Genomic DNA, 24,876 nt, shown 5'->3' on the forward strand with positions numbered 1-24,876 from the left:
GGACGTTCCCATGACGCGACTGACCGCGCTCGCTCTCCCGCTCATTGCCCTGGCGCTCGCGCCCACAGTCGCGCGCGCCGATGTGGTGGCCAGGGCCGCCTCGCCCGACGGCCATATCACCCTCACCATCAGCCTCGATGGCGAGGGGCGCCCCAGCTATGCCGTGCAGCGCAATGGCAAGCCGCTGATCGCCGATTCCCGTTTGGGCTTCATGTTCACCGACGCGCCCAAGATCGAGCGCAACCTGACGCTGGCCGACGGCAAGCAGGCGAGCAGCGACACGAGCTGGACCCAGCCCTGGGGCGAATGGACCAGTATCCGCGACCATCATAATGAGCTGAAGCTGGTCTTCCGCGAGAAGGGCGATCTCCAGCGGGAGATGGACGTGACCTTCCGCCTGTTCGATGATGGCGTCGCCTTCCGCTACAGCCTGCCCGATCAGGCCAATCTCCATCACGCCAACATTGCCGAGGAACTGACTCAGTTTGCTTTTGCGCAAGGCGGCACCGCCTGGTGGAAGCCCGCCTATGAATGGAACCGTGAGGAATATCTCTACAACCGCACCCCGCTCGACGCGGTCGGCACCGCCCAGACGGTGATGACGGTGAAGCTGGCCGACGGCACCCATGTCGCCCTGCATGAGGCCGCGCTGGTCGATTATGCGGGCATGAATCTCGCCCGCGCCGAAGGCAACACCTTCCGCGCCGATCTGACGCCGGGGGCGGGCGCGCCCAAGGTGTCGCGCGACGCCGGCTTCTCCACCCCATGGCGCACCATCGCCGTCGCCGACGATGCCGCCGGCCTCTACATGAACCACATGATCCTGAACTTGAACGAGCCCAACAAGCTCGGCGACGTTTCGTGGATCAAGCCGGGCAAGTTCGTCGGCGTCTGGTGGAACATGATCAAGGGCGAATGGAGCTGGGCGCGCGGCCCGAAACATGGCGCCACCACCGCCAATGTCCGCCGCTACATCGATTTTGCCGCCGCCAGCGGCATCCCCGCCGTGCTGGTCGAAGGCTGGAATGTCGGCTGGGACGGCAATTGGTTCGGCAATGGCAAGGATATGAACTTCTCGCAGCCGACCGAGGATTTCGATGCAGACGGCCTTGCCGCCTATGCGAAATCCAAGGGCGTCACGCTGATCGGCCATCATGAAACCGGCGGCTCGGCCAGCCATTATGACGGCCAGCTCGACACCGCCTTCAAATGGGCGGCCGACCATGGCGAGCAGGTGGTGAAGACCGGCTATGTCACCGATGCCGGCCAGATCGAGCGGGTCGACGCCGATGGCGCGAAGCATCGCGAATGGCATGAAGGCCAGTGGATGGTGAACCATTATCTGCGCGTCGTGCAGACCGCCGCCAAATATCATGTCAGCATCGACAGCCATGAACCGGTCAAGGACACGGGCCTGCGCCGCACCTATCCCAACTGGGTCGCGCGCGAAGGCGGCCGGGGCATGGAATATAATGCCTGGGTCGGCGGCAAGAACCCGCCCGAGCATGAGGCGAACCTGGTCTTCACCCAATTGCTGGGCGGCCCGATGGACTTCACCCCCGGCGTCCTCAGCCTGTCGGGTTCGGAAGGCAGCACGATCCACTCGACCATCGCCAAGCAGCTCGCCCTCTATGTCGTCCTCTATTCGCCGGTCGTGATGGCCGCCGACACGCCGGAAAATTACGCCAAATATCCCGGCCCCTTCCAGTTCATCAAGGATGTGCCGACCGACTGGTCCGACACCCGCGCCTTGAATGGCGAGGTCGGCGACTATGTCACCATCGCGCGCAAGGCGAAGGGCAGCGACGACTGGTATCTGGGCGCCGTCGGCGACGAACAGGCGCGCTCCAGCAAGGTGACGCTCGATTTCCTCGATGCCGGTCGCAGCTACACCGCCGAAATCTACCGCGACGGCCCCGGCGCCGACTATCGCACCGAGGCACGCCACGCGATCGTGATCGAGAAGAAGCCGGTGAAGAAGGGCGACGTCCTCGCCATCGACCTGGCGCCCGGCGGCGGCCAGACGATCCGCTTCGTCGCCAGCGGCGGCAAGCGCAAGCGGTGACGCTGGCCCGGCTGTCCTACAGGGCCGCATCCCTATAGACTGGCCTCGCGACTCTGCCCGCCCCACTTTCCGATAGGATCAGGGGCGGGCAATTAAATGTCAAAATGTGCGGGAAATGTGCGAAGTTAAGGCGAAGGATGGGGATGGCCGGAATGAATGAGATGGGGCTGGAAACGGGCGCGACGACGTCCGACGGTCGGCCGCGCCAGAGCTTTTGGGGGCTGTGGAATATCAGCTTCGGCTTCTTCGGCATCCAGATCGGCTTCGCGCTGCAGAACGCCAACATGTCGCGCATCTTCCAGTCGCTGGGGGAAAATCTCGACAATCTCGCCTTGCTGTGGATCGCCGCGCCGCTGACCGGCCTGCTGGTCCAGCCGGTGATCGGCCATTATAGCGACCGCACCTGGTGCCGCCTCGGCCGCCGCCGGCCCTATTTCTTTGCCGGTGCGCTGTTCGCAGCGCTCGCTTTGTTCGGCATGCCGAATGCCCCGGGCCTGATGGCCGCCGCGCTGATGCTCTGGATTCTCGACGCCTCGCTCAACGTCTCGATGGAGCCGTTCCGCGCCTTTGTCGGCGACATGCTGGCGAAGGAACAGCATATGGCCGGCTATGCGATCCAGACCGCCTTCATCGGCACTGGCGCGGTGATCGGCTCCTCAACCCCCTGGCTGCTCGACCAGCTGGGCGTCTCCAATGTCGCGCCCGCCGGCATGATCCCCGACACGGTGCGCATTAGCTTCTATATCGGCGGTGCTGCGCTGTTCCTCGCCGTGCTCTGGACCGTGCTCACCACCCGCGAATATTCGCCCGAGCAGATGGCCCGCTTTGCACAGGCCAGCGACGCGGCAAGCCATGAGGCGGCGCCACCGGTCCCCGCCGGTGGTCCGCTCTGGATCGTCGCCGGCCTCGCCATCATCGCCGCTGTCTGGGGCTGGGCGCTGGAAAAGGAGCTGTATCTGCTGGGCGGGCTCCTTGCCGCCTATGGCATCGCCCGCATCGTCGCGCGGCCCCTCCATGCGCAGGGTCGGACCGACAATCTGCTCAGCCATGTGGTCGGCAATTTCGCGACCATGCCGGCGATGATGAAGAAGCTGGCGCTGGTCCAGTTCTTCACCTGGTCGGCGCTCTTCATCATGTGGATCTATACTACGCCGGTGGTCGCCCAATATGTCTTCGGATCGGCCGACCCGACCAGCGCCGCCTATAATGAAGGGGGCAATTGGGTCGGCATCCTCTTCGCCACCTATAATGGCGTGGCCGCCTTCGCTGCGCCCTTCCTGCTCCAGCCGCTTGCCCGCCGCATCGGCCAGGCCCAAACCCATGCGCTGGCGCTCACGCTTGGCGCGCTGGGCTTCCTGTCCTTCCTCGTCCTGCGCGATGCGCAGGCGCTGCTATTGTCGGAAGTGGCGATCGGCATCGCCTGGGCATCGACCCTCGCCATGCCCTATGCGATGCTCGCCTCCAGCGTGCCGCAGACCAAGCTCGGCATCTATATGGGGCTGTTCAACGCCTTCGTCGTCATCCCGCAATTGCTGGTGGCGACGGTGATGGGCACGATCATGCGCCATTTCTTCCCGACCGAACCGATCTGGACCATGGCCTTTGCCGGCGCCGTCATGCTGCTGGCGGCGCTCGCCACCCTGCGCTGCCGGGACTGACCGGCAGCGCAGAGGGGAAGGGGGACTATCAAGCCGCTGATGCGCAGCATCATTGCGGCTTGCAATTACGCCGCCTGGCGTTCCGCTTCGGCGATGATGGCCTCGGCCATTTCGTCGGCGACCAGCGCGGGGGAGCGTTCCTCGCGCTTGGCCTGGTCCAGTATCTGGGCGACCCGGCCGCCGATCTGGTCGACGCGGGCGGCGACGCTGGCGCGGTCCTCGCCCAGATATTCGGCCGACACGCTGATGATCCCGCCGGCATTGGCGACATAGTCGGGCACATAGACGATGCCGCGCGTCCGCAGCAGCTCCGCCACATCGGGCGTCGCCAGCTGGTTGTTGGCCGCGCCGCAGACCAGGCGGGCCTGCATCGCCGCCACGCTCTGCGGATCGAGCGCGCCGCCCAGGGCGCAGGGGGCAAAGATATCCGCCTCGACCGCGGCGATGTCGGCCACGTCCACCACATTCGCGTTCAGCACGGCGGCCAGCGTGTTGCGGCGGCGCGGATCGATATCGGCGATCACCAGGCGGGCGCCGGCATCGGCCAGGCGACGGCACAGCGCCGCGCCGACATTGCCGGTGCCCTGCACCGCGACCGTCAGGTCGGACAGTTCGGCGCCCAGCGACTGGCGGGCCGCCGCCTGCATCGCCTCGAACACGCCCAGCGCGGTCCAGGGCGACGGATCGCCGCCGGCCGCGCCCTCGGCGACATCCAGGCCCGCGACATGGCGGGTCTGGCTGGCGACTGCCTGCATGTCGGCGACGCTGGTGCCGACATCTTCGGCGGTGACATAGGTGCCGCCCAGTTCCTCGACAGCGCGGCCGAACGCCTGGAACAGCGCGACCCGGTCGAACTCGCCTTCGGGCCGGCGCAGCACCGCCTTGGCGCCGCCAAAGGGCAGGCCGGCCATGGCATTCTTGTAGCTCATGCCTTCGGCCAGGCGGCAGGCATCGTCCAGCGCCGCGCCGATATCGGCATAATGCCAGAAGCGGCAGCCGCCGGCGCCCGGCCCGATCGCGGTGCTGTGGATGGCAATCACGCCGTCCAGCCCGCTGGCGGGATCAAGCAGCCGCACCGACTGCATCGGCGGGTTCAGGCGGGCAGGACGGGAAACCATATTCTTCTCCTCGGGATGATGCCGCCTTATCGCCGGTCGCCAGAGAAGAATCTTGCCTGATTTGAAGCCCGATATCGCCAATATGAGGATGAATTATCCTGTCATTGGCGATATGTAGGAAAATATGATCGAACTCGACCATTTCGAGCGGAAGATTCTCCGCGAATTGCAGCGCGATGCCAGCCAGACCACGGCGGAGATTGCGGACAAGGTCGGGCTGACCCCGTCGCCCTGCTGGCGCCGCATCGATCGGCTGGAAAAGGAAGGGCTGATCCGCAAGCGGGTGGCCTTGCTCGACCGGCGCAAGGTCGGCCTCAATGCCCAGGTCTTCGCTCAGGTAAAGCTCAACGCCCATGGCCGCGCCAATCTGGACGAATTCAGCGCCGCGATCGGCGGCTTTCCCGAAGTGCTGGAGGCGTTCGTGCTGCTCGGCACGATGGATTTCATGCTGCGCATCGTGGCCAAGGATATCGAGGCCTATGAACGCTTCTTCTTCGAACGGCTGAGCAAGCTGCCCGGCGTCCAGGAAATCAACTCGACCGTCGCCCTGTCGGAAATCAAGTCGACCCACGAACTGCCGATATGACATGGCGGCCGGTAGGCACCGGCCGCCACGCCTCACATCTTACTTGCGCTGTGCCTGGCTGGCGTCGCGGGCAGCGCGGAATTCGCTGTCGCTCGACCAGTTGGGCCAGTCATGGCCGTCGGCCACGCGGCGACCGACATTGTAGAGCAGGGTCATGTCACCCTCCCAGCTGCTGGTGTTCCAGCTGTCGTCATATTGGTCGGCCGGCTGGTGATAGCGATCGCGGGTATAGATATCGCCCAGTTCCTTGCCGCGCGCCGCGCCGCCATTCACCAGTTCGCGGCCCGGATTGAACGAGATGGCGGGCACGCCGCGCTTGGCCATCGGGAAATGGTCGGACCGGTAGAAGCTGCCCGCTTCTGGGCGCGCATCCGGCGTATAATGGCGGCCCAGCTTCTCGCCTTCCTGCGTCAACAGGGTCAGCAGGTCCAGCTTCGCCGCGCCGGAGATGGAGAAGTTGACCGTCTTCTCGGCGGCGAAGGGGCCGTCCATGTTGATGACGCCGGCCGTGGTCGCCAGCGGGCGCAGCGGATTGTCGGCATAATATTCCGAACCCAGCAGGCCCTTCTCCTCGGCCGTCACCGCCAGGAACAGCACGCTGCGCTCGGGCTTGGGGCCCTTGGCATAGGCGCGGGCCAGTTCCAGCAGGGCGGCGGTGCCCGACGCATTGTCGCGCGCGCCATTATAGATGATGTCGCCCTTCGCATCCGGCGCGCCGATGCCCAGATGGTCCCAGTGTGCGGAATAGATGACGGTCTCGTCGGGATATTTGCTGCCCGGCAGGATGCCCGCGACATTGTGCGAGGTGATGATTTCCGACTTCACCGCATAGTCGGCGCTCATCGTCGCCTTCAGGGGAATGGGCTTGAAGTCCTTCTTGCGCGCGGCCGCCTTGGCCGCCTCGAAATCGACGCCCGACGCGGCCAGCAGCTTGGCGGCCAGATCCTTCTGGATCCAGCCTTCCATCTGGGTGTGGGCGCTCTTGGGATCGGCGCGGACGATGTCGAACATGGTGTTGGTGTTGCTGTTCTTGACCGTCGCCCAGCCATAGGAGGCGGGCTCGCTTTCATGCACCACCAGCACGCCGGCCGCGCCCTGGCGCGCGGCTTCTTCATATTTGTAGGTCCAGCGGCCATAATAGGTCATCAGCTTGCCGCCGAAATCGCCTTCGCCGCCCTCGAAATCGGGGTCGTTGACCAGCACGACCATGATCTTGCCCTTGAGATCCACGCCCTTGAAATCGTCCCAGCCGCGTTCGGGCGCCTTCACGCCATAGCCGACGAAGACCAGCGGAAGGTTTGCGAACTTGACCGCCGACTGGCCGGTCTCGGCCGCGCGCACGGCGATTTCCGTGCCCTGGGTCAGCGGCTGGGCCGCGCCGCCCACGGTCATCGACAGGCTGGGCGTGCCGGTGATGTTCGACATGCGCAGCGGCACGTCCTGGAACCATGTGCCCTTGTCGCCGGCGGGCTTCAGCCCGGCCGCCGCCATCTGCTTGGCGATATAGTCGATCGTCTTGGTCTCGGCGCGGGTCGCCGGGCCACGGCCTTCAAACTCGTCGCTGGCCAGGATCTTGATGTCGTTGACGATGCGCGCGACGTCGAACTGCGGCGCGGTCGTGGCCGCCACGGCCAGGGCGGAAGCGGACAGCAGCCCGGCACAGGCCAGCGTCCGCCAGGCGGCGCGGGAGGCACGGGACAGCGGCGACATCGTCATGGGTAACTCCTTATCTCTCTTGGATATTGCGCGGCGCGAGTCAGCGGCCGGCAATGCGAGGGGATAATGCCCATGCGACGCCATATGTCGATATGGCGTGGAATTTTAGGGCGCCGCCGCCATCCGCAAGGGGATGGCGGCGGCGCTCGGGTCACACCAGTTTGTTGGTGCGCACCAGTTCGCGATACCAGTCGGCGCTGAGCTTGGGCGTGCGCTTCTGGGTCTTGAAGTCGACATGGTGGATGCCGAACAGCTTGGTATAGCCATCCTCCCACTCGAAATTGTCCATCAGGCTCCAGACGAAATAGCCCTTCACCGGCAGCCCCTCGCGGGTCGCGCGCTGGAGGTGGGTGAGGTAATTGCGCAGATACATGACGCGGTCGGTGTCATAGACCTTGCCGTCGTCGGCCACCTTGTCGTCGGCCGAGCAACCATTTTCCGAGATATAGAGGCCCTTGGGCTTCCAGTTTTCGTTGATGGCGCGCATCCCCCAATAGATGACCTCGGGCGTGACATAGAGCCAGGGGGAGGGCATGCGCGGCGCCTGACCCGGATGAGGCAGGATCTTGTAGCCCGACGGCGCGGTCTCGTCGGCGCGGACGGTGTTGCCGGTATAGACATTGACCGACAGGAAATCGAGCGGCGCACCGATCAGCTTCATGTCGCCTTCCTTGACCACCGGGGCGTCCTTGCCCTGCGCGGTCAGATAGCTGTCGATATAGCGGCCTTCCATGATCGCGGTCAGGAACATGGCGTTCTCTTCGCGCACGGCCTTCTTCACCGCCTCGATATGCTCGGGCGTCTCGATCGCGGGGACATAGATGTTGGGATTGTCGGCAATGCCGACCTGCGTGCCCGACTTGGTCGCGGCGCGGATCGCCTGCACGCCCAGGCCATGGGCCAGCACGCCATGGTGGCGCACCTGGTTCACCTCCTTCATCGGCAGCTTCAGGCCCGGCGCCTTGCCGCCGGTCATGTAGCTGAGGTCGGTGAAGCAGCGCAGTTCGTTGACCGTCATGAAGTGATTGACGCGGTCGCCCAGCTTGCCGGCGGTATAGCCGGCATAGTCGGCAAAGGCGTAGCTGGTGTCGCGATTCTGCCAGCCGCCCGGCAGGGCATGGGGCAGATCCCAGTGGAACATGGTGACATGCGGGGTGATGCCCGCCGTCAGCAGCCCGTCGACCAGACGGTTATAATAGTCCAGCCCCTTGGCATTGGGCTTGCCCCGGCCATTGGGGAAGATGCGCGACCAGGCGATCGAGAAGCGATAGGCCTTGACGCCCAGCGCCTTCAGCAGGGCGATATCGTCCTGATAGCGGTTATAGCTGTCGCAGGCGACGTCGCCGGTGTCGCCATTGGCGACCTTGCCGGGCGTGTGGGAAAATACGTCCCAGTTGGTCTGGCCGCGGCCGTCGGCATTCACGGCGCCCTCGATCTGATAGGATGCGGTTGCGCAGCCCCACAGGAAGTCGGAGGGGAAGGCGAGGCTGCCCTGCGGTGCGCCGGCGGCCGCGGCTGCGGCCTGCGCGTTCGCACCGGTGCTGCCGGCCAGGCCGGCGCCCAGCGCGGCGGCGCCCAAGCCTAGGCCCAGTTCGCGGCGATTGATACCCGTCATCTTCTTCGTCTCCTTATTGACCGACGATCTGCACCAGGCCGCCGATGGCCTGGCCGGTAGGCAGCTTCGTCTTGCTCGTCAGCGTCTTTGCCTTGTCGTCCCAGACCAGTTCGGCCTTCATGCCGCCCTTGCGATAGGCATTGGTCGTGCCGTCATCGTCATAAAGGGTGAAGCGCGCATCGGCACCCGGATAAACCCGGATGCTCTCCAGGGCCTGCTTCTCGGCCGTGCTCTTCACCTGCACGCCCATCGGCACGATCGAACCGGCCTTCACGAACAGCGGCATGCGATTGATCGGTGCATCCACCTCGATCGTCTGGCCGCCCTCATACTTCTGGTTGGTCCAATAATCATACCAGGCGCTGCCGGCCGGCAGATAGACCGGGCGCTTGGTCTGGCCCTGCTTGGTCACCGGGGCGACCAGGAAGGCGGGGCCGAACATATATTGGTCGCCGATGTCCGACACCTTGGGATCGTTCGGGAAGTCCATGAACAGGCCGCGCATGAACGGCGCGCCGGTGTCATAGGTGTGACGTCCCAGCGCATAGATATAGGGCATCAGCGTGTAGCGCAGGCGCAGCCAGTCAGCCAGGATCGGCTCGGCCGCCTTGCCATATTCCCACAGCGCGGTGCCGGGACGCTGGCCATGGATACGCAGTGTCGGCGTGAACACGCTATATTCGAACCAGCGCACGAACAGTTCGGGATAGTCGGTATAGTCCGCACCTGCCGCCGTCATGCCGGCCGGATCGACCAGCACCGGGTTCTGCGCCTTGGGGCCGTTCGGCCACTGCCAGCCGCCAATGTCGCTGCCCCAATAGGCCAGGCCCGACGCGGTGAAGTTGAGGCCGGCGGGCACCTGCCGCTCCAGCGCTTCCCAGGTCGACTTGATGTCCGAGGACCAGAACAGGCCGCCATTGCGCTGCGACCCCAGATAGGCGGCGCGCGCCAGGATCATGTTGCGGAAATTGGGGCGGTCGCGCTCCGAGCCTTCGGCCACGCCCGACGTATGCACCAGCGGGAACAGGTTATGATAGCGGTCGCCCGACCCGATCGAATATTGATAGCCGTCGGGCACCAGATCCGGCTCGGTCTCATCCAGCCAGAACCAGTCGAAGCCCTGGCTGGCGATATTGTCGCGCAGTTTGCCCCAGAACCATTCCCGCGCTTGCGGGTTGGTGCTGTCGATCAGCGCGCCGGCCCGGTCGGACCGCATCGGCAGGCCGTCGATGGGGTTGCCGTCCTTGTCATGCAGGAACCAGCCCTTGGCCTTGAGGAACTCGAAATAGCGCCCTTCGCGCTCGAACCGCGGCCACACGCTGATGATCGAACGCATGCCCATGGCATTGAGCTGGTCGTTCATCCCCTTGGGGTCGGGATAATAGGTGCGGTCGATGTCGAGCTGGCCCATGCGGGTCCAGTAGAACCAGTCGAGCACCATGACGTCGAGCGGCAGATTGCGCTGGCGATAGCCATTGGCGATGTCGAGCAGTTCCTTCTGGCTCTCATAGCGCGCCTTGCTCTGGATCAGGCCGAAACCGGCCTTGGGCGGCAGCGGCGTCGCACCGGTCAGCTTGGCATAGCCGGCATAGAGGTCATCGGTGGTCTTGCCGGTGATGACGAAGAAGGAGACGCGCTCGCCGACCTGGCTCTGGAATCGGGTCGAGCTGTGGAGGCCCGGCCACACCAGCGTGCGCGCCGGATTGTCCCAGACGATGCCATAGCCCTTGTTGGTGACCAGAAAGGGCACGCAGACGGTTTCGCCGGCCGGCGCGTCATAGCTGTGCGAACAGTCGATCTGCTTGCCGCGCAGATCCATATAGCCTTCCTGGTTCTGGCCCAGGCCATAATAATGTTCGTCCGCCGGGGAATCGAAGCTGGCGCCGACCTTGAAGGTCTTCTCGCCATTGACTGTCACGGGCGCCATTTCCCAGCCGGTCATCTTGGTGAGGACCGTGCCGCTGGCATCCTTCACCGACAGGCTGACCGGCGGCAGGGCCGGGGCGAAATAGCGCTGCATCTGGGTCGGCGCGCCGGGCCAGGGCTGGGCATCGATCGTCAGCGAGATCGCCGAGGAGGTGAAGATGTCGCCGGTCGCGTCGCTGCTATGGGTCCAGCCGCTGGCATCGGCCTTGGCATTGGGGCCTTCGCCCGGTGCCGCCTGCGCCAGGTCCGGGTCCATCGCGATGGTGACGCGCACGATATTGGGGGCATAGGGTTCGATCGCGACCCGGCTGCCATTGCGGTCCAGCAGCGCCATCGGCGCAGCCAGCGCCGGTGCGGCGATGGCTAGGCAGGATGCACCCAATGCGATCCCCGCCAGTCTTGCCTTGAAGCCCTTTGCGATCATCCCAGTCATTCCCTGTACTTGCATTAAACCAGACCCCGGCCGTCGATGCGGACGACGGGGACGAAATCGATGCCGTGCGGCATGGTGAAGTGGAGGCCCGCGCCATCCTGACGGAAGGCAAGCTGGCCGCCGCCGAGCAGCGTCACCCGTTCGATTGTGCCAGTCCCCTGGCCGCGCGCCAGTGAGCGGATGGTCGTAGATCCGGCGGGCTTGCCCAGGAACAGCGCATAGAGCGCGCCCTTGTTGGTGGTGAAGCGGATGTCCTGCGCGGTGAAGGGCTTGGCCTTCTCCTCATTCTGCATGCCGACGATCGCCTGGGTCGGCCCTTCGCCATAGCGCTTCCACGGCCGCGAACCAAAGATCGCTTCGCCGCCATGCACCATCCATCCGGCCATCGCGTCCAGGATCTTCTCCGCCTCGCTGTCGATGGAGCCGTCGCCGGGCTGCGGGATGGACAGCATCAGATTGCCGTTCTTCGACACGACATCGGCCAGCCGCTGGATCACCTGCTCGGCGCTCTTGTAGCTTTTGTCGGTCAGCCGGGCGATATTGTAGAACCAGTCGCCGATGCAGGTATCGGTCTGCCAGGGCTCGTCCCAGATATGGTCGGTATAGCCGCGCTCGACATCCTGGACGATGCCGAACCGGGCATAGGGCTTCAACTGCTTGCCGGTCATGACCACGTCGATCTTGCCATGCCATTCGATCGACCGGTTATAATAGTCCGCGGCCGCTTCCAGCCCTACGGGGCCGAAGGGCAGTTCATGATCGTCCATATAGACCATGTCGGGCTTGTATTTCGCGACCAGGTCGGTCTGGCGCAGCAGCCAGCGGGTGACATAGGCCGGGTCGTCCTTCGGCCCGGTCTCGATCCACTGGCCGTTATTGGCGTCGTGCCATTTGTCCATCGCCTCGATCGTGTCGATGCCGTCGGGCAGCACGGCATGGCCGCCGGTATAGAGTTCGCGCGGGTCGAGGCCCTCCCACCATTGGCCCTTGCCGTCTTCCTTGCGCAGCTGGAACGCGTCGTAGCGCACGCCCTTCTGCGGGCCGACCGGATCATAACCATAAGCGGGCTGATACCAGTGCCAGGCATGGGCGGCATGGTTCGACACGCCGAATTTCAGGCCGGCCTTGCGCGCGGCCTTTTCCCAGATGCCGACAATATCCTTCTTCGGCCCGACGCGCAGGCTGTTCCAGGCATGATAGCGGCTGTCATAGCAATCGAGATTGTCATGATGGCAGGCCAGCGCCATGAAATATTTCGCGCCGGCCTTCTGATATTTGGCCATCAGCGCATCGGGATCCCACTTGTCGGCGGTCCAGAGATTCTGGATGTCCTTCATCCCCGCGACCGACGGATGGCCGTAGGTCTTGAGGTGGTGCTCGTACATCGGGTGGCCCTGCATATACATGAAGCGGCCATACCAGTCGCCCTGCGCCGGCACCGATTGCGGCCCCCAGTGCGACCACATCCCCAGCTTCGCGTCGCGGAACCAGTCGGGATAGCGGTAATTGTCGACCAGCGAGGGCCAGCTTGCCTGCACCGGGCCCTTGGCGGTGCCCATAGGGCTGGCCGCGCGGGCGGCATTGGCCAGGCCCAGCGCAGCCGCGCCCGCCAGGAAGGATCGGCGTCCGAAATCCTGCATCATTTCTCTCCGAGCGCTTTGGCGATCGCGGCCTCGGCTAGCGGACGCATGATGGCATAGCCTTCCTTGGTCGGATGGACGCCGTCGCTCGACAGACCCGGCTTCATCGCGCCATCGGGCTGTGCCATCGCCTTGTGATAGTCGATAAAGGTGAAGCCGTTGGCGCGGGCATAGTCGGCCAGCCACTTATTGATCGCGGCGACCTGCGGTGCGGGCGTCATGCCGGGGCTCCAGGGGAAGGCGGCAGCGGGCGGTACGGAGGCGATGATGACCTTGATGCCGTGCGCGCGGGCAAGGTCGGCCATGGTCTGGATATTGCCCAGCACCGTTTCCATCGTCGCCGCGCCGGTATTGCCGGCGATGTCGTTGGTCATCGCCATGATGTGGACCGCCTGCGGCTTCAGCGCGATCACGTCATTGCGGAAGCGCACCAGCATCTGCTGCGTCGTCTGGCCGCTGATGCCGCGATCGACCAGCCCGTTCTGGAACATGGTCGGGTCCAGGTTGATCCAGTTGTCGGTGATGGAATCGCCCATGAAGACGACGCGGACCTTTTGCCCTTCGATCGCCTTGTTGGCGGCGGCATAGCGGCAGAGCTGCCCGAAATCGCGGGTCAGCATGTGCAGGTTCCACAGCTTCCAGCCAGCCTCGTCGCTCGGCTTTTCATGGGTGGGGCAGGGATCGGCGACGATGCCGACCGGATCATCGGCATGCGGATCGCCCGGCACCTTGGTTTCGGCATAGGCGGCCCCGGTCAGTCCCAAGCCCAGTCCCAGTGCGCAGAGCGCGGTCGTCAGGCGATACATCATCCTTCTCCCCTTCCTCATTTGTGGCGCAATGCCTGTTCGATCGCGTGTTGCGCGATGGGTGCCATCACGGCGTATCCATTGTCGAGCGGATGCACGCCGTCCTGCGTATAGGCGGCGGTCATCAGGCCATTCTGGTCGACCAGCGCGCTATGATAGTCCGCAAAAACATGGCCATGCTGCGCACAAAAGGCGCGCAGCCACTGGTTGAGCGCGACCAGTTCGGCCGGCTTGCGCTCCGCCACCACATCCTTCGCTGCGTCGGTATAGTTGTTGACCGGCAGGATCGATCCGAACACGACCTTGATGTTATGGGCGGCGGCGACGTCGGCCATCGCTTCCCAATTGGCCTCGATCTGCTCGGGCCTTTCCTGTTGCAGGAAGCCCTGGACATCATTGATGCCGGACAGGATCACCACGACCTTCGGCTTCAGCGCCACGACATCCTGATGGAAGCGCAGCAGCATCTGCGCCGTCACCTGGCTGCCGATGCCGCGATTGACATAGGGCTTGCCGGGGAAGCTGGCGGCCAGGTTCCAGCGATCGGTGATGGAATCGCCCAGGAACACGACCCGCTGCTCGCCCGGTTTCGGTGCGGGCAGGGCGGCATTGGCCGGGGCGTAGAGATAGCGTTCGCCAAAATCCTGCATCAGACTGGGCACCAGCTTGGCGCGGAACGGGCCAAGCCATGGTCCCCAATCCTTTTCCGCGACGGTGCGGCGTTCGGGCGAGCTTTGATAGGAGTCGGGTGCCGCGGACGCAGCGCTGGCGACAAGCGCGAGCAGACCTATCGACAGCGCTGTCTTCATTGCGCCAGCAATCCCTGCTTGGCGGCGAATGTCATGAACAGGCCGGGCCAGGCCGACGCCTGCATCGTCCCGGGCAGGCGCACGCCGAAACCATGGCCGCCATCCTCGAAGATATGGAGCGCGACCGGGCGCTTGGCGACTTCCATCGCCTGAAACAGGGCGATGCTGTTGGCCGGCGGCACCAGCCCGTCGTCGCTGGCATGGACCAGGAAGATGGGCGCCGTATCGGCGTCCACCCGCATCTCCACCGACCGCGCCCGGCGCATATCGGCGCTGGCGCCGTCGCCCAGCAGCATGTCGCGCGACCCGCCATGGGTGAAGGGCGCGTCGAGGCTGACCACCGGATAGATGAGGCCGGCGACATCGGGGCGCGCGCTTTCCCGATCGGCGGCATCGACCGGGGCATAGACGCGCTCGCCATGCCGCGTCGCCAGCGATCCCGCCAGATGGCCGCCGGCCGAGAAGCCGAGCACGCCGACGCGGCGCTTGTCGACAGCGAAATTGACAGCCCGCGCGCGGATCAGCCGCATCGCGCGCTGGGCATCCTGCAACGGCACGTCCTGCCGCTGCGCCCAGCCTTCGCCGGGCAGGCGATAGAGAAGGATGAAGGCGGTGATGCCCCGTTCGTTGAGCCAGGCGGCCTGGCTCGTGCCTTCATTGTCGTAGGACAGGAAGCCATATCCGCCGCCGGGCACGACCAGCATCGCCGCGCCATTGGGGCGGGCAGGGCGGCGCACCACCAGCAGGGGGCGGGCAATCCCCGTCACCCAGCGATCGGGCTTGGCCGGGTCTTTCGACTGGTCGTCGATCTTGCGGACGATCCGCGCGCCCGTGTTGCCGGGCGGCGGGCCGGGCCATAGTTCGATCACCTCGTCGGCCGTCGTTGTCTGCGCGGCGGCAAGGCCGGGCAGGGCGGCAAGGCCGGCGGCGGCGATCAGCGCGCTGCGGCGATCCAGCAGGGTCATTGCTCTTCCTCCATGGCGGTGGCGCGGGATGGCGCATCCTTGATCGGCGACATGGCCGCGCCGATCGCCTGCGCGGCGGCGCGCACCAGGTCATTGCACTGCTCGATGCTCGCCCGGTTGGCGGCGCCGTCGACAAAGGGCATGGTCAGCGACGCGCGGGCGATCCCGCCGACCAGGATCGGTGCCGACAGGTCGGTGATGCCGGTCAGCATCGGGCTGGGCGACACCGCGCCGCCAGCCGCGACGGCGGCGTCCAGTCGCCCGACCAGATCGGCTTCCTCCAATTGCGGATCACTGGCCCGGATGTCCTTCAGCATCGCCTCGCGATTTTCGGACGACTGGAAGGCGAGCAGGATGCGGCCGGAATTGGAACGGTGCAGCGGCCGGCGATAGCCCACGCGCACGGCAAAGCCGGACAGGCCCGGCGCCTCGATCGCGATGATGACGACCATTTCCGCGCCCGACACCACCGCCATGTGACAGCTTTGCCCGGCCTGACGCGCCAGTTCCTGCATCACCGGCAGGGCGGTGGAGGCAAGGTCGCGAATCGGCGGCTGGCTCATGCCCAGGGTGAACAATCGGTTGGTCAGGCGATAGCCATCCTCGGCGCGGGCGATATAGCCATGTTCCTCCAGCACCTGGAGCATGCGGAAAATCTCGCTGACCGACCGGCCGAGCGCGGCGGAGATATCGGACATGATCAGCGGCTCGCTGGAGCCGGCCAGAAGTTCCAGAATTTCCAGCCCTTTCTTCAGGGCGGGCGCCTGGTAGCGCGCCTTGCCTTCCATCCCGATCCCCTCACCAATCGGGCGCTATCTCGCCTTTGGTAGCGCCATCATCTGTTGGTCCTTCCCTACACACCATCTACAGGTGAAATCAATTTTTATATTTCACAAATTGGAAACGGAGAGTAATAGGGCGCCGCGTTGGTATCGCTCCCAATAGGGAAATATCACGGCAGGGGAATATGTTTTGCCGCGGCATCGCGGCGCCGAATCGATCAGTGCTCCGACCAGGGGCCAGGGGAGAGGAAGGGACCAAATGTTCAAGAATTTTAACGTGCCGTCGCGTGCGGCATTGCTCACCGGTATTTCGCTCGCCAGCGTCATGCTGGGATGCAGCGTGCAGGCGTACGCCCAGGATGTGGCGGCGGATCAGTCGAGCGATGCTCCTGCGTCCGAAGATGGCATCGTTGTCACCGGTGTCCGCGCCAGCCTTTCCAGCGCCCAGTCGATCAAGCGCAACAGCGACGTGATCGTCGACTCGATCGTCGCAGAAGACATTGGCAAGCTGCCCGACCGGAACGTCGCCGAAGCGCTGCAGCGCATCACCGGCATCCAGGTCCAGCGCCAATATGGCGAAGGCAGCTCGGTCGCGATCCGTGGCCTGACCCAGGTCCGCACCGAACTCAACGGTCGCGACATCTTCACCGCCTCGGGCGCCAACCAGCTGAACCTGGAAGACATCCCGTCCGAACTGCTGTCGGGCATCGACGTCTACAAGAACCCGTCGGCCGACCTGATCGAGGATCAGCTCTAGGGCACGATCAACTTCCGCACCCGCAAGCCGTTCGACTTCGATGGCCTGAAGGTCGCCGCCACCGCGACCCAGAGCTATTTCGACCTGACCGACAAGTTCAAGCCCTCGGCCTCGCTGATGGTCAGCGACCGTTGGGACACCGGCATCGGTGAAATCGGCATCCTCGCCAGCGTCTCGTTCCAGAAGACCGCCTTCCGTCAGGACACGATCTCGACCGAGCCCTTTTACACGCTCGATCCGACCAACGCGACCGACGCCGAAGTGCTGGCGAGCCTGGGGCGCACCGGCCAGACCACGACCCTGCCGCATGGTACCGGTATCGGCGAAGTCTATGGCGATCGCCGTCGCCTCGGCACCGATGTCGCGCTCCAGTGGCGCCCCAGCGACACGCTGGAACTGACCGCCGAAGTCTTCCGTTCGGACTATAAGTTCCGTTTCGACGACTATAGCTTCTTCGCCTACAGCTCGGGCAGCGCGATCATTCCGCAGCCCGGCGCGGCCTTCACCTATGCCGACAATGGCGATTTCGAGAGCGGCACCTTCATCAACGTGCCGGTCGGCAACAACACCAGCGCCCAGACCCGTCATTCGACGACGACGGATTATTCGCTGAACCTGAAGTGGAAGCCGGTCGACAATCTGACGATCACTGCCGACGGCCAGTATGTCGATGCCAAGACCAAGAATCTGCGCTCGATCTTCGGCCTGAACGGCGTTGCCGACACGCTCTATCAGGATATTTCGGGTTCGGTTCCGGTCGTGAACATCGGTTCGGAAACCGGCCTCACCAACCCGGCGACCTACACCAGCGCCTTCTATCTCGATAACCTCAATGAATCGAAGGCGTCGGACAAGACCGCGCGCCTCGATGCCGAATATCGCTTCGATGCCGGCATCCTGTCGTCGATCAAGGCGGGCTTCCGCTATGCCGACCGCAAGAACCGCACGATCGACACCGGCTATCGCTATACCGGCCTGTCGGGCATCCCTAGCGAACTGGAAACGGTTGACCTGGGCGACTTCTTCCGCGGCGACGCCGACCTGTTCGGCAACATTATCGCCTTCAACCGCGGCATCATCCGCAATTATCAGAACACGCTCGACACGCTGGGCATTGCCAGCGCGCCGGCCTATACCCAGAGCGGCACCAACCAGCAGCGGCAGAAGACCTTCACCGGCTATGCCACCGCCTTCTTCAAGGCCGATCCGGTCGACGGCAATATCGGCGTCCGCGTGGTCCGCACCAATCTCGACGTGTCGGGCTATTATCAGCAGACCTCGATCGTGCTGGACGCGAACGGCAATGAAGTCAGCGGCCCGACTGTGTTCAACCCGATCGCCGTGTCGCAGGATTATACCTCGGTCCTGCCGAGCCTGAACCTGCGCGTCCACCTGACCGATAATCTGCAGCTGCGTTTCGCCGCGGCGAAGAACATCTCGCGTCCCACCTTCGGCCAGCTGAACCCCAGCCTGACCGTCAGCGAGCCGGGCGCCGCGCAGCAGGATCAGATCCACACGACCAGCGGCGGCAACCCGTATCTGAAGCCGATGAAGTCGGACAATCTGGACGCCACGCTGGAATGGTATTTCTCGCGGACCGGCTCGCTGACCGCAGCGGCCTTCTACAAGAATATCAAGAACTACATCCAGACCGCCGTGTCCTATCGCGATGTGACCTTCGACAATGGCAACAGCTATGAATATGAAGTGACGTCCTACAACAATGTCGCCAAGGGCAAGGTGAAGGGCTTCGAACTCGCCTATCAGCAGTTCTTCGACTTCCTGCCCGGTCCGTTCGACGGTCTCGGCATGCAGGCGAACTTCACCTATGTGGACTCGCAGGCACCGTCGCCCGCCACCAGCGGCCCGGTCACGAACGTTCCGCTCGAACTGCTGTCGAAATATAATTACAACATCGTCGGCATCTACGAGAAGGGCGGCCTGTCGGCTCGCGTCGCCTATAACTGGCGCAGCAAATATGTCGTGACCACGGCGGGCAACGGCACCGGCAGCCTGCCGGTGTTCAACAAGCCCTTCGGTCAGCTCGACGCGTCGATCAGCTATAATGTTACGCCGCAGTTCGCTGTGGCGCTGGACGGCACCAACCTGACCAACACCCGTCGTGCGACCTATTTCGGCATCGACAGCCGCCCGCGTGACGTGGTGGTCAATGACCGTCGCATCAGCCTGACGGCCCGGATCAGCTACTGATCCGCATGGGAGGCGTGTAGCCTCCCCCGACTGCGCAGGCCCGATCCCAACAGGGACGGGCCTGCCATGTTCGCCAATAGAGAGGATGGGTGATGCAGGCAGATGCCAGGGTAGAGAGACAGGAAGATAGCGGCGCCACAAAGATGGCGGTCATGCTGACGATCGGCCTCTTCTTCCTCTGGGGCCTTGCCAATAATCTCAACGACGTGCTGATCGCCCATTTCCGGCACGCCTTCGCCCTTTCGGACTTCGCCTCGGGCCTGGTCCAGTCGGCCTTTTATCTGGGCTATTTCTGCTTTGCCATTCCCGCCGCGCTGACGGCGCAGCGCTTCGGCTACAAGGCGACGGTGATCCTCGGCCTGCTACTGTTCGCGCTCGGCGCCTTGCTGTTCCTGCCGGCCTCGGCCGCGGTCAGCTATCCCTTTTTCCTGTTCGCCCTGTTCGTGATCGCCAGTGGTCTCGCCTTCCTCGAAACCGCCGCCAATCCGATGGTCGCGGTGCTGGGCGATGCCGTCGGCGCCGCCCGCCGCCTTAATCTGGCCCAGGCGTTCAATCCGCTTGGCTCGATCACCGGCGTAGCGCTTGGCGCGACGCTGATCCTGTCCGATGCCCCGGCACAGGGCGCGGCGTCTGCCTCGGCTGTGCGCCTGCCTTATCTGCTGATCGCGCTGGTCGTGCTGGTCTGGGCGGCGTTGCTCGCGCGCACACCGTTCCCGAAGGCGGCGGTGGAGGGCCATGCCGGCGCCGCCTCGCCGCTGGCCGGCTATCGCCAGTTGCTGCGTCGCCCCCGCTATCTGGCCGGGGTCGCCGCCCAATTTTTCTATGTCGGCGCTCAGGTCGGCATCTGGAGCTATCTTATCCGCTATGCTCAGGCCGCGCTGCCGGGCATCACCGCCCAGCATGCCGCCTGGCTGCTGACCCTGTCGCTCGGCCTGTTCATGGCCGGCCGCTTTGCCGGCGCGGCTTTGCTCTCCCGGTTCGATGGCGCACGGCTGATGCGGCTGTTCGCGCTCGTCAATCTCGGCCTCGCACTGGTCGGTTCGGTCTGGCTCGGTCTGCCCGGCGTCGTCGCGCTGGTGGCCGCCAGCTTCTTCATGTCGATCATGTATCCGACCATCTTCGTCCTCTCGCTCGACGGCCTCGGCCCGCTGACCAAGCCGGGTGCGTCGATGATCGTCATGGCCATCATCGGCGGCGCTGTGCTGACCGCGGTCATGGGCCTGATTTCCGATCTGGCCGGCACGATCAACGCGGCAATGGTGGTGCCCGCTATCTGCTTCCTGGTGGTCGCGGCCTATGCCCATCGCATGCGCGGCAATGGTGGTGCCCGCTATCTGCTTCCTGGTGGTCGCGGCCTATGCCCATCGCATGCGCGGCAAGGGTGGGGCGGCATGATCGACGCTCATGTCCATCTCTGGCAGCTCGGCCGCAATGATTGCAACTGGCCCGGCGAAGACCTGCCGGCGATTCATCGCGACTATGGGCTGGCTGACCTGCTCGCGCAGCTCGATGCCAACAAGGTCGACGCCGCGATCCTGGTGCAGAGCCAGGAATCAGAGGCCGACACCCATTGGCTGCTGTCACTCGCCGCCGAAACCGATCGCATCGCTGGTATAGTCGGTTGGGTCGACCTCACTGGCGATGTCGCCGCTCGCGTCGCCGCGATGCAGGTTGCCGGCCCACTGGTCGGCATCCGCCCGATGATGCAGGGCTGCGCGCCCGACTGTTTCGACGATCCGGCGCTGGCGCCCGGCTTCGCGGCGCTGGCCCGGCATGGTCTGGTGCTCGACGCGCTGGTGCGGCCGCAGCATCTTGCCTCGCTGGCCCGGCTGGCCCGGCGCCAGCCCGACCTCAGCATCATCATCGACCATGCCGCCAAGCCTTTGGTGGGCGATACTATCCCGGCGGACTGGCGCGCCGCCATGGCCGATCTCGCCGCATGTCCCAATGTCGCCTGCAAGCTGTCGGGCCTGCTCACCGAATTGGCGCCGGGGGCAGGGGAGGGCGCGGTCGCCCCCTTCATTGCGGAACTGTTCGCCCTGTTCGGCTCGGATCGCCTGCTTTGGGGCAGCGACTGGCCGGTGCTGACCCTCGCGTCCGATTATGCCGCCTGGCTCGATCTCGCCCGCGCATCGGTGCCGGCCGCGGCGCATCGCGCCATCTTCGTCGACAATGCCGCGCGCCTCTATCGCGTCACGCAGGGAGCCGCCGCATGATTGATTTCCCGACCCTGGGCATGGGTACCGCGCCCATCGGCAATCTCTATCGCGTGGTCAACGATGCGGAGGCGCGCGCCACCCTCGACGCCGCCTTCGCCGCCGGCATCGCCTATTTCGACACCGCGCCTCATTATGGCTTTGGCCTGGCCGAACGGCGGCTGGGCGCGGCGCTTGCCGAACATGATCCGCAGAACAAGGCGCGGGTCTCGACCAAGGTCGGCCGCCTGCTGCTGCCGACCGATGCGCAGGGCGAACGCCATGGCTTCGTCGATGCCGACCCGTTCGAGCCGCATTTTGATTATGGCCATGATGCCGTGCTGCGCTCGTTCGAAAGCAGCCAGAAGCGCCTGCGCCGCGACCGCATCGACCTGCTGCTCGCCCATGATATCGGCCGCTTGACCCATGGCGACGCGCATGCCGATCATCTCGCCGCCTTCCTCGACGGCGGCTATCGGGCGATGCGCGACCTGCGGGACGCCGGCGCGATCGGCGCGATCGGCATCGGCGTGAACGAGGTCGCAATCTGCCACGACCTGCTCGACCGGGTGGAACTGGACGCGATCCTGATCGCCGGCCGCTACACCTTGCTCGATCGCGGCGCGGAGGAACTGCTCGACCGCTGCGCCAGCGCCGATGTGCGGGTCATCGTCGGCGGCCCCTATAATAGCGGCATCCTCGCCCGCGATCTCAGCGGCCCGCTCCATTTCGACTATGCCGCCCCGGACGCGGCGATCCTCGCCCGCGCCCAGGCCATGGCGGCGCTCTGCCGCGACGCCGGCGTCGCGCTGCCCGCCGCCGCGCTGCAATTTCCGCTGCGCCACTCGCAGGTCATGGCCGTGATCCCCGGCCTGGTCGGCGCGGATCAGGTCCATGACACGATCGCCCGCCTGGGCGCCTCCATTCCAGCCACGCTCTGGCCGGCGCTCGACGCCGCCGCCCGTGCCCATCCTCTTGCCAAGGCCCACAGCCATGCTTGAACATGACAGCCGCCTCATCCTGCTACACCCTAACGACAATGTGCTGATCTGCGTCAGCGCGATCGAGGCGGGCGATATCCTGCCCGTCGCCGGCGGCACCATCCCCGCGCGCGAAGGCATTGCGATCGGCCACAAGATCGCCCGCGTGGCGCTGGCGCAGGGGGACAAGGTCATCAAATATGGCGCGCCGATCGGGTCGATGACCGCGCCGGTCGCGGCCGGCCAATGGGTCCATATGCACAATATGAAGAGCGATTATATCAGCAGTCACACCCGCACCGCGCTGGAGCAGGGCGCATGATCCAGGGCTGGCTCCGTTCCGACGGGCGCAAGGGCATCCGCAATGTCGTCGCCGTCGCCTATCTGGTCGAATGCGCGCACCATGTCGCGCGCCGCATTGTCGACAAGGCCGATGATCCCGATGTCCAGCTGATCGGCTTCCCCGGCTGCTATCCCAATGCCTATGCGGCCAAGGTGATGGAGGCGATCGCCACCCATCCCAATGTCGGCGGCCTCGTCATCGTCTCGCTCGGCTGCGAAAGCTTCAACCGCGAAAAGCTGCGCGCCGTCGTGGAGGCCAGCGGCCGCCCGGCCGAACTGCTGGTGATCCAGGAAAAGGGGGGCACCGCCGCCACCATCGCCGCCGGTCTGGAGGCGGTCGATCGGGTGCGGGCACAGATCGCATCGGTCGAGCGCGTGCCGATGGGCGTCGATGAACTGGTCGTCGCCACCATCTGCGGCGGGTCGGACGGCACCAGCGGCATCACCGCCAATCCGGCGGTCGGCCGCGCTTTCGACCGGCTGGTAGCGGAAGGGGCGGCCTGCATCTTCGAGGAGACCGGCGAACTGGTCGGCTGCGAGAAGATCATGGCCGACCGCGCCGCCACGCCCGAACTCGCCGCCGCGATCGAGGCCTGCGTGCAGAAGGCGGAGGCCTATTATACCGTCATGGGCTTTGGCAGCTTCGCGCCGGGCAATGCCGAAGGCGGCCTCACCACCCAGGAGGAAAAATCCATGGGCGCCTACAGCAAGTCGGGCAGCTCGCGGATCGATGGCATTTTGAAGCCGGGCGATATCCCCCCGATGGGCGGCCTCTATCTGCTCGACGTCGTGCCCGATGGCGAGCCGCGCTTCGGCTTCCCCAACATCTCCGACAATGCCGAGATCGTGGAGCTGATCGCCTGCGGCGCGCATGTCACCCTGTTCACCACCGGGCGCGGATCGGTGGTTGGATCGGCGATCTCGCCGGTGATCAAGATTTGCGCCAATCCCGAAACCGGCCGCCGCCTGGCCGCCGACATGGACGTCAACGCTGGCCGCATCCTGGAGGGCGAGGCGACCCTCGATCAGGTCGGCCAGGAAATCTATGATGCCATCCTCGCCGTCGCGGCGGGCGAGCGCAGCCTTTCCGAACAACTGGGCCATCAGGAGTTTATTTTGACCTACAAAGCTTTCGATCCCATCGGTCCCGAATGTCTGCCGATGGTGGCGCGCGCATGAGCGCCCTGCAGAACGGCCGCCTCGCCGGCAAGACCGCGCTCATCACCGCCGCCGCCCGCGGCATCGGCCGCGCCTCGGTCGAGCGTTTCGTGGCGGAGGGCGCCCGCGTCTTCGCCACCGACCGCGATCTTGAAGCACTCGACGGGCTGGAGGGCTGCGAGCGGCTCGCCCTCGATGTCACTGACGGCGCCGCCGTGCGCGCTTTGGCCGCAGACATCGGCCCGATCGACATCCTCGCCAACATTGCCGGCGTCGTCCATGCGGGCAATATCCTGGAATGCAGCCAGTCCGACTGGGACTTTGCCGTCGCGCTCAACATGACCGCCCAATATCACACCATCTCGGCCTTCCTGCCGGGCATGGTGGAAAAGGGCGCGGGCGCGATCGTCAACATGTCCTCCATCGCCAGCTCGGTGAAGGGCATCCCCAACCGCTTCGCCTATGGCGCGACCAAGGCGGGCGTGATCGGCCTGACCAAGGCGGTTGCCGCCGATTTCGTCGGGCAGGGCATTCGCTGCAACTGCATCTGCCCCGGCACCGTCGACACGCCTTCGCTGCAACAGCGGCTGCACGACACCGGCGACTATGAAGCCGCCCAGGCTGCCTTCGTCGCGCGCCAGCCGATGGGACGGTTGGGCAAGGCCGAGGAGATTGCCGGCCTGGTCCTCTATCTCGCCAGCGACGATGCCGCCTTCACCACCGGCGCCGTCCATGTGATCGACGGGGGCTGGGTGATGTGATGCGTCATGTGTTGCTGATCGACCTGGCCGATGATGCAGCCGCCATCGCCCAATATGAGGCATGGCATGCGTCCGGCGCGCTGCCACCGGCCATCGGCGCCAGCATCCGCGCCGCCGATGTCCGGGCGATGGACATCTATCGCAGCGGCAACCGGCTGGTCATGCTGATGGAGACCGGCCCGGATTTCGACCCGGCGGCCAAGGCGGCGGCCGACGCCGCCGATCCGGCGGTGCAGGCCTGGGAAGCGCAGATGGACGGCGTCCAGCGGCCATTGCCCTGGTCCGTTCCCGGCGCCAAATGGACCGCCGCCATCCGCATATTTTCCCTAGACGAACAGCCCTGAGAGACCCGA

Annotated in this window: 20 protein-coding genes and 1 pseudogene; 12 read left to right on the forward strand and 9 right to left on the reverse strand. The window is 65.2% G+C overall.

Annotation, left to right across the window (positions count from 1 at the left end; genetic code table 11):
- The first annotated feature begins 10 nt into the window (after nt 1–10).
- Both N6H05_RS08970 and N6H05_RS08975 read left to right on the forward strand, forming a co-directional pair.
- Nucleotides 11–2,065 (forward strand): glycoside hydrolase family 97 protein, encoded by a 2,055-nt coding sequence (locus N6H05_RS08970; RefSeq protein ID WP_284113546.1) that lies wholly within the window; start codon nt 11–13, stop codon nt 2,063–2,065.
- A gap of 152 nt (nt 2,066–2,217) precedes the next feature.
- Nucleotides 2,218–3,723, forward strand: coding sequence for an MFS transporter (locus N6H05_RS08975; protein ID WP_284114195.1), 1,506 nt, complete (start codon nt 2,218–2,220; stop codon nt 3,721–3,723).
- A gap of 65 nt (nt 3,724–3,788) precedes the next feature.
- Here N6H05_RS08975 and N6H05_RS08980 read toward each other — a convergent pair whose 3' ends face one another.
- The gene (locus N6H05_RS08980; RefSeq protein WP_284113547.1) at nt 3,789–4,841 is read right to left on the reverse strand and encodes a Leu/Phe/Val dehydrogenase; all 1,053 of its coding nucleotides are present in this window, start codon (nt 4,839–4,841) and stop codon (nt 3,789–3,791) included.
- Between the two features lie 124 nt (nt 4,842–4,965).
- Here N6H05_RS08980 and N6H05_RS08985 point away from each other — a divergent pair, with 124 nt between their 5' ends.
- A complete protein-coding gene (locus N6H05_RS08985) occupies nt 4,966–5,427 on the forward strand; it encodes an Lrp/AsnC family transcriptional regulator (RefSeq protein ID WP_004208390.1) in 462 nt (153 codons plus the stop codon).
- A 39-nt stretch (nt 5,428–5,466) separates the two neighbouring features.
- On the opposite strand, the gene N6H05_RS08990 is transcribed toward N6H05_RS08985, so the two are convergent.
- From N6H05_RS08990 to N6H05_RS09025, 8 genes are all read right to left on the reverse strand, one after another.
- Entirely contained in the window at nt 5,467–7,143 is a 1,677-nt protein-coding gene (locus N6H05_RS08990) for a M28 family metallopeptidase (RefSeq protein ID WP_284113548.1), read from the reverse strand.
- Nucleotides 7,144–7,294: 151 nt separating this feature from the next.
- Nucleotides 7,295–8,758: a GH1 family beta-glucosidase gene (locus tag N6H05_RS08995; RefSeq protein WP_284113549.1), complete on the reverse strand. Its 1,464-nt coding sequence runs from the start codon at nt 8,756–8,758 to the stop codon at nt 7,295–7,297.
- A 13-nt stretch (nt 8,759–8,771) separates the two neighbouring features.
- The gene (locus N6H05_RS09000) at nt 8,772–11,108 is read right to left on the reverse strand and encodes a glycoside hydrolase family 31 protein (RefSeq protein WP_284113550.1); all 2,337 of its coding nucleotides are present in this window, start codon (nt 11,106–11,108) and stop codon (nt 8,772–8,774) included.
- A gap of 23 nt (nt 11,109–11,131) precedes the next feature.
- Nucleotides 11,132–12,757: an alpha-L-fucosidase gene (locus tag N6H05_RS09005; protein ID WP_284114196.1), complete on the reverse strand. Its 1,626-nt coding sequence runs from the start codon at nt 12,755–12,757 to the stop codon at nt 11,132–11,134.
- Nucleotides 12,757–13,563, reverse strand: a complete 807-nt coding sequence (locus N6H05_RS09010) for an SGNH/GDSL hydrolase family protein (protein WP_284114197.1) — start codon at nt 13,561–13,563, stop codon at nt 12,757–12,759. Before N6H05_RS09010 ends, N6H05_RS09005 begins: the two co-directional genes overlap by 1 nt.
- A gap of 17 nt (nt 13,564–13,580) precedes the next feature.
- The gene (locus N6H05_RS09015; RefSeq protein ID WP_284113551.1) at nt 13,581–14,372 is read right to left on the reverse strand and encodes a GDSL-type esterase/lipase family protein; all 792 of its coding nucleotides are present in this window, start codon (nt 14,370–14,372) and stop codon (nt 13,581–13,583) included.
- Nucleotides 14,369–15,337: an alpha/beta hydrolase gene (locus N6H05_RS09020; protein ID WP_284113552.1), complete on the reverse strand. Its 969-nt coding sequence runs from the start codon at nt 15,335–15,337 to the stop codon at nt 14,369–14,371. The genes N6H05_RS09015 and N6H05_RS09020 overlap by 4 nt, the downstream gene beginning before the upstream one ends.
- Nucleotides 15,334–16,125 (reverse strand): IclR family transcriptional regulator, encoded by a 792-nt coding sequence (locus tag N6H05_RS09025; RefSeq protein ID WP_284113553.1) that lies wholly within the window; start codon nt 16,123–16,125, stop codon nt 15,334–15,336. Before N6H05_RS09025 ends, N6H05_RS09020 begins: the two co-directional genes overlap by 4 nt.
- 253 nt (nt 16,126–16,378) lie before the next feature.
- Between N6H05_RS09025 and N6H05_RS09030 the strand changes: the two genes are divergently transcribed.
- The 9 genes and pseudogenes from N6H05_RS09030 to N6H05_RS09070 all read left to right on the forward strand — a co-directional run bounded on the left by N6H05_RS09030 (nt 16,379) and on the right by N6H05_RS09070 (nt 24,867).
- Nucleotides 16,379–16,876: a TonB-dependent receptor plug domain-containing protein gene (locus tag N6H05_RS09030; RefSeq protein ID WP_284113554.1), complete on the forward strand. Its 498-nt coding sequence runs from the start codon at nt 16,379–16,381 to the stop codon at nt 16,874–16,876.
- 45 nt (nt 16,877–16,921) lie between these two features.
- Complete coding sequence (locus tag N6H05_RS09035; RefSeq protein ID WP_284114198.1) at nt 16,922–19,087, forward strand: TonB-dependent receptor; 2,166 nt, start codon at nt 16,922–16,924, stop codon at nt 19,085–19,087.
- A 92-nt stretch (nt 19,088–19,179) separates the two neighbouring features.
- Nucleotides 19,180–20,412: pseudogene (fucP, locus tag N6H05_RS09040) on the forward strand (L-fucose:H+ symporter permease); the annotation flags it as partial.
- A gap of 66 nt (nt 20,413–20,478) precedes the next feature.
- Nucleotides 20,479–21,303: an amidohydrolase family protein gene (locus tag N6H05_RS09045; protein ID WP_284114199.1), complete on the forward strand. Its 825-nt coding sequence runs from the start codon at nt 20,479–20,481 to the stop codon at nt 21,301–21,303.
- A complete protein-coding gene (locus N6H05_RS09050; protein WP_284113555.1) occupies nt 21,300–22,283 on the forward strand; it encodes an aldo/keto reductase in 984 nt (327 codons plus the stop codon). The genes N6H05_RS09045 and N6H05_RS09050 overlap by 4 nt, the downstream gene beginning before the upstream one ends.
- The gene (locus N6H05_RS09055; RefSeq protein ID WP_284113556.1) at nt 22,276–22,584 is read left to right on the forward strand and encodes a UxaA family hydrolase; all 309 of its coding nucleotides are present in this window, start codon (nt 22,276–22,278) and stop codon (nt 22,582–22,584) included. The genes N6H05_RS09050 and N6H05_RS09055 overlap by 8 nt, the downstream gene beginning before the upstream one ends.
- The gene (locus N6H05_RS09060; RefSeq protein WP_125997478.1) at nt 22,581–23,783 is read left to right on the forward strand and encodes a UxaA family hydrolase; all 1,203 of its coding nucleotides are present in this window, start codon (nt 22,581–22,583) and stop codon (nt 23,781–23,783) included. The genes N6H05_RS09055 and N6H05_RS09060 overlap by 4 nt, the downstream gene beginning before the upstream one ends.
- Nucleotides 23,756–24,523, forward strand: coding sequence for an SDR family oxidoreductase (locus N6H05_RS09065; protein WP_284113557.1), 768 nt, complete (start codon nt 23,756–23,758; stop codon nt 24,521–24,523). The genes N6H05_RS09060 and N6H05_RS09065 overlap by 28 nt, the downstream gene beginning before the upstream one ends.
- Nucleotides 24,523–24,867: an L-rhamnose mutarotase gene (locus N6H05_RS09070; RefSeq protein WP_284113558.1), complete on the forward strand. Its 345-nt coding sequence runs from the start codon at nt 24,523–24,525 to the stop codon at nt 24,865–24,867. The genes N6H05_RS09065 and N6H05_RS09070 overlap by 1 nt, the downstream gene beginning before the upstream one ends.
- Nucleotides 24,868–24,876 lie beyond the last annotated feature (9 nt).

The sequence above is a fragment of the Sphingobium sp. WTD-1 genome (assembly GCF_030128825.1).
In the GTDB taxonomy this organism is placed as follows: Bacteria; Pseudomonadota; Alphaproteobacteria; order Sphingomonadales; family Sphingomonadaceae; genus Sphingobium.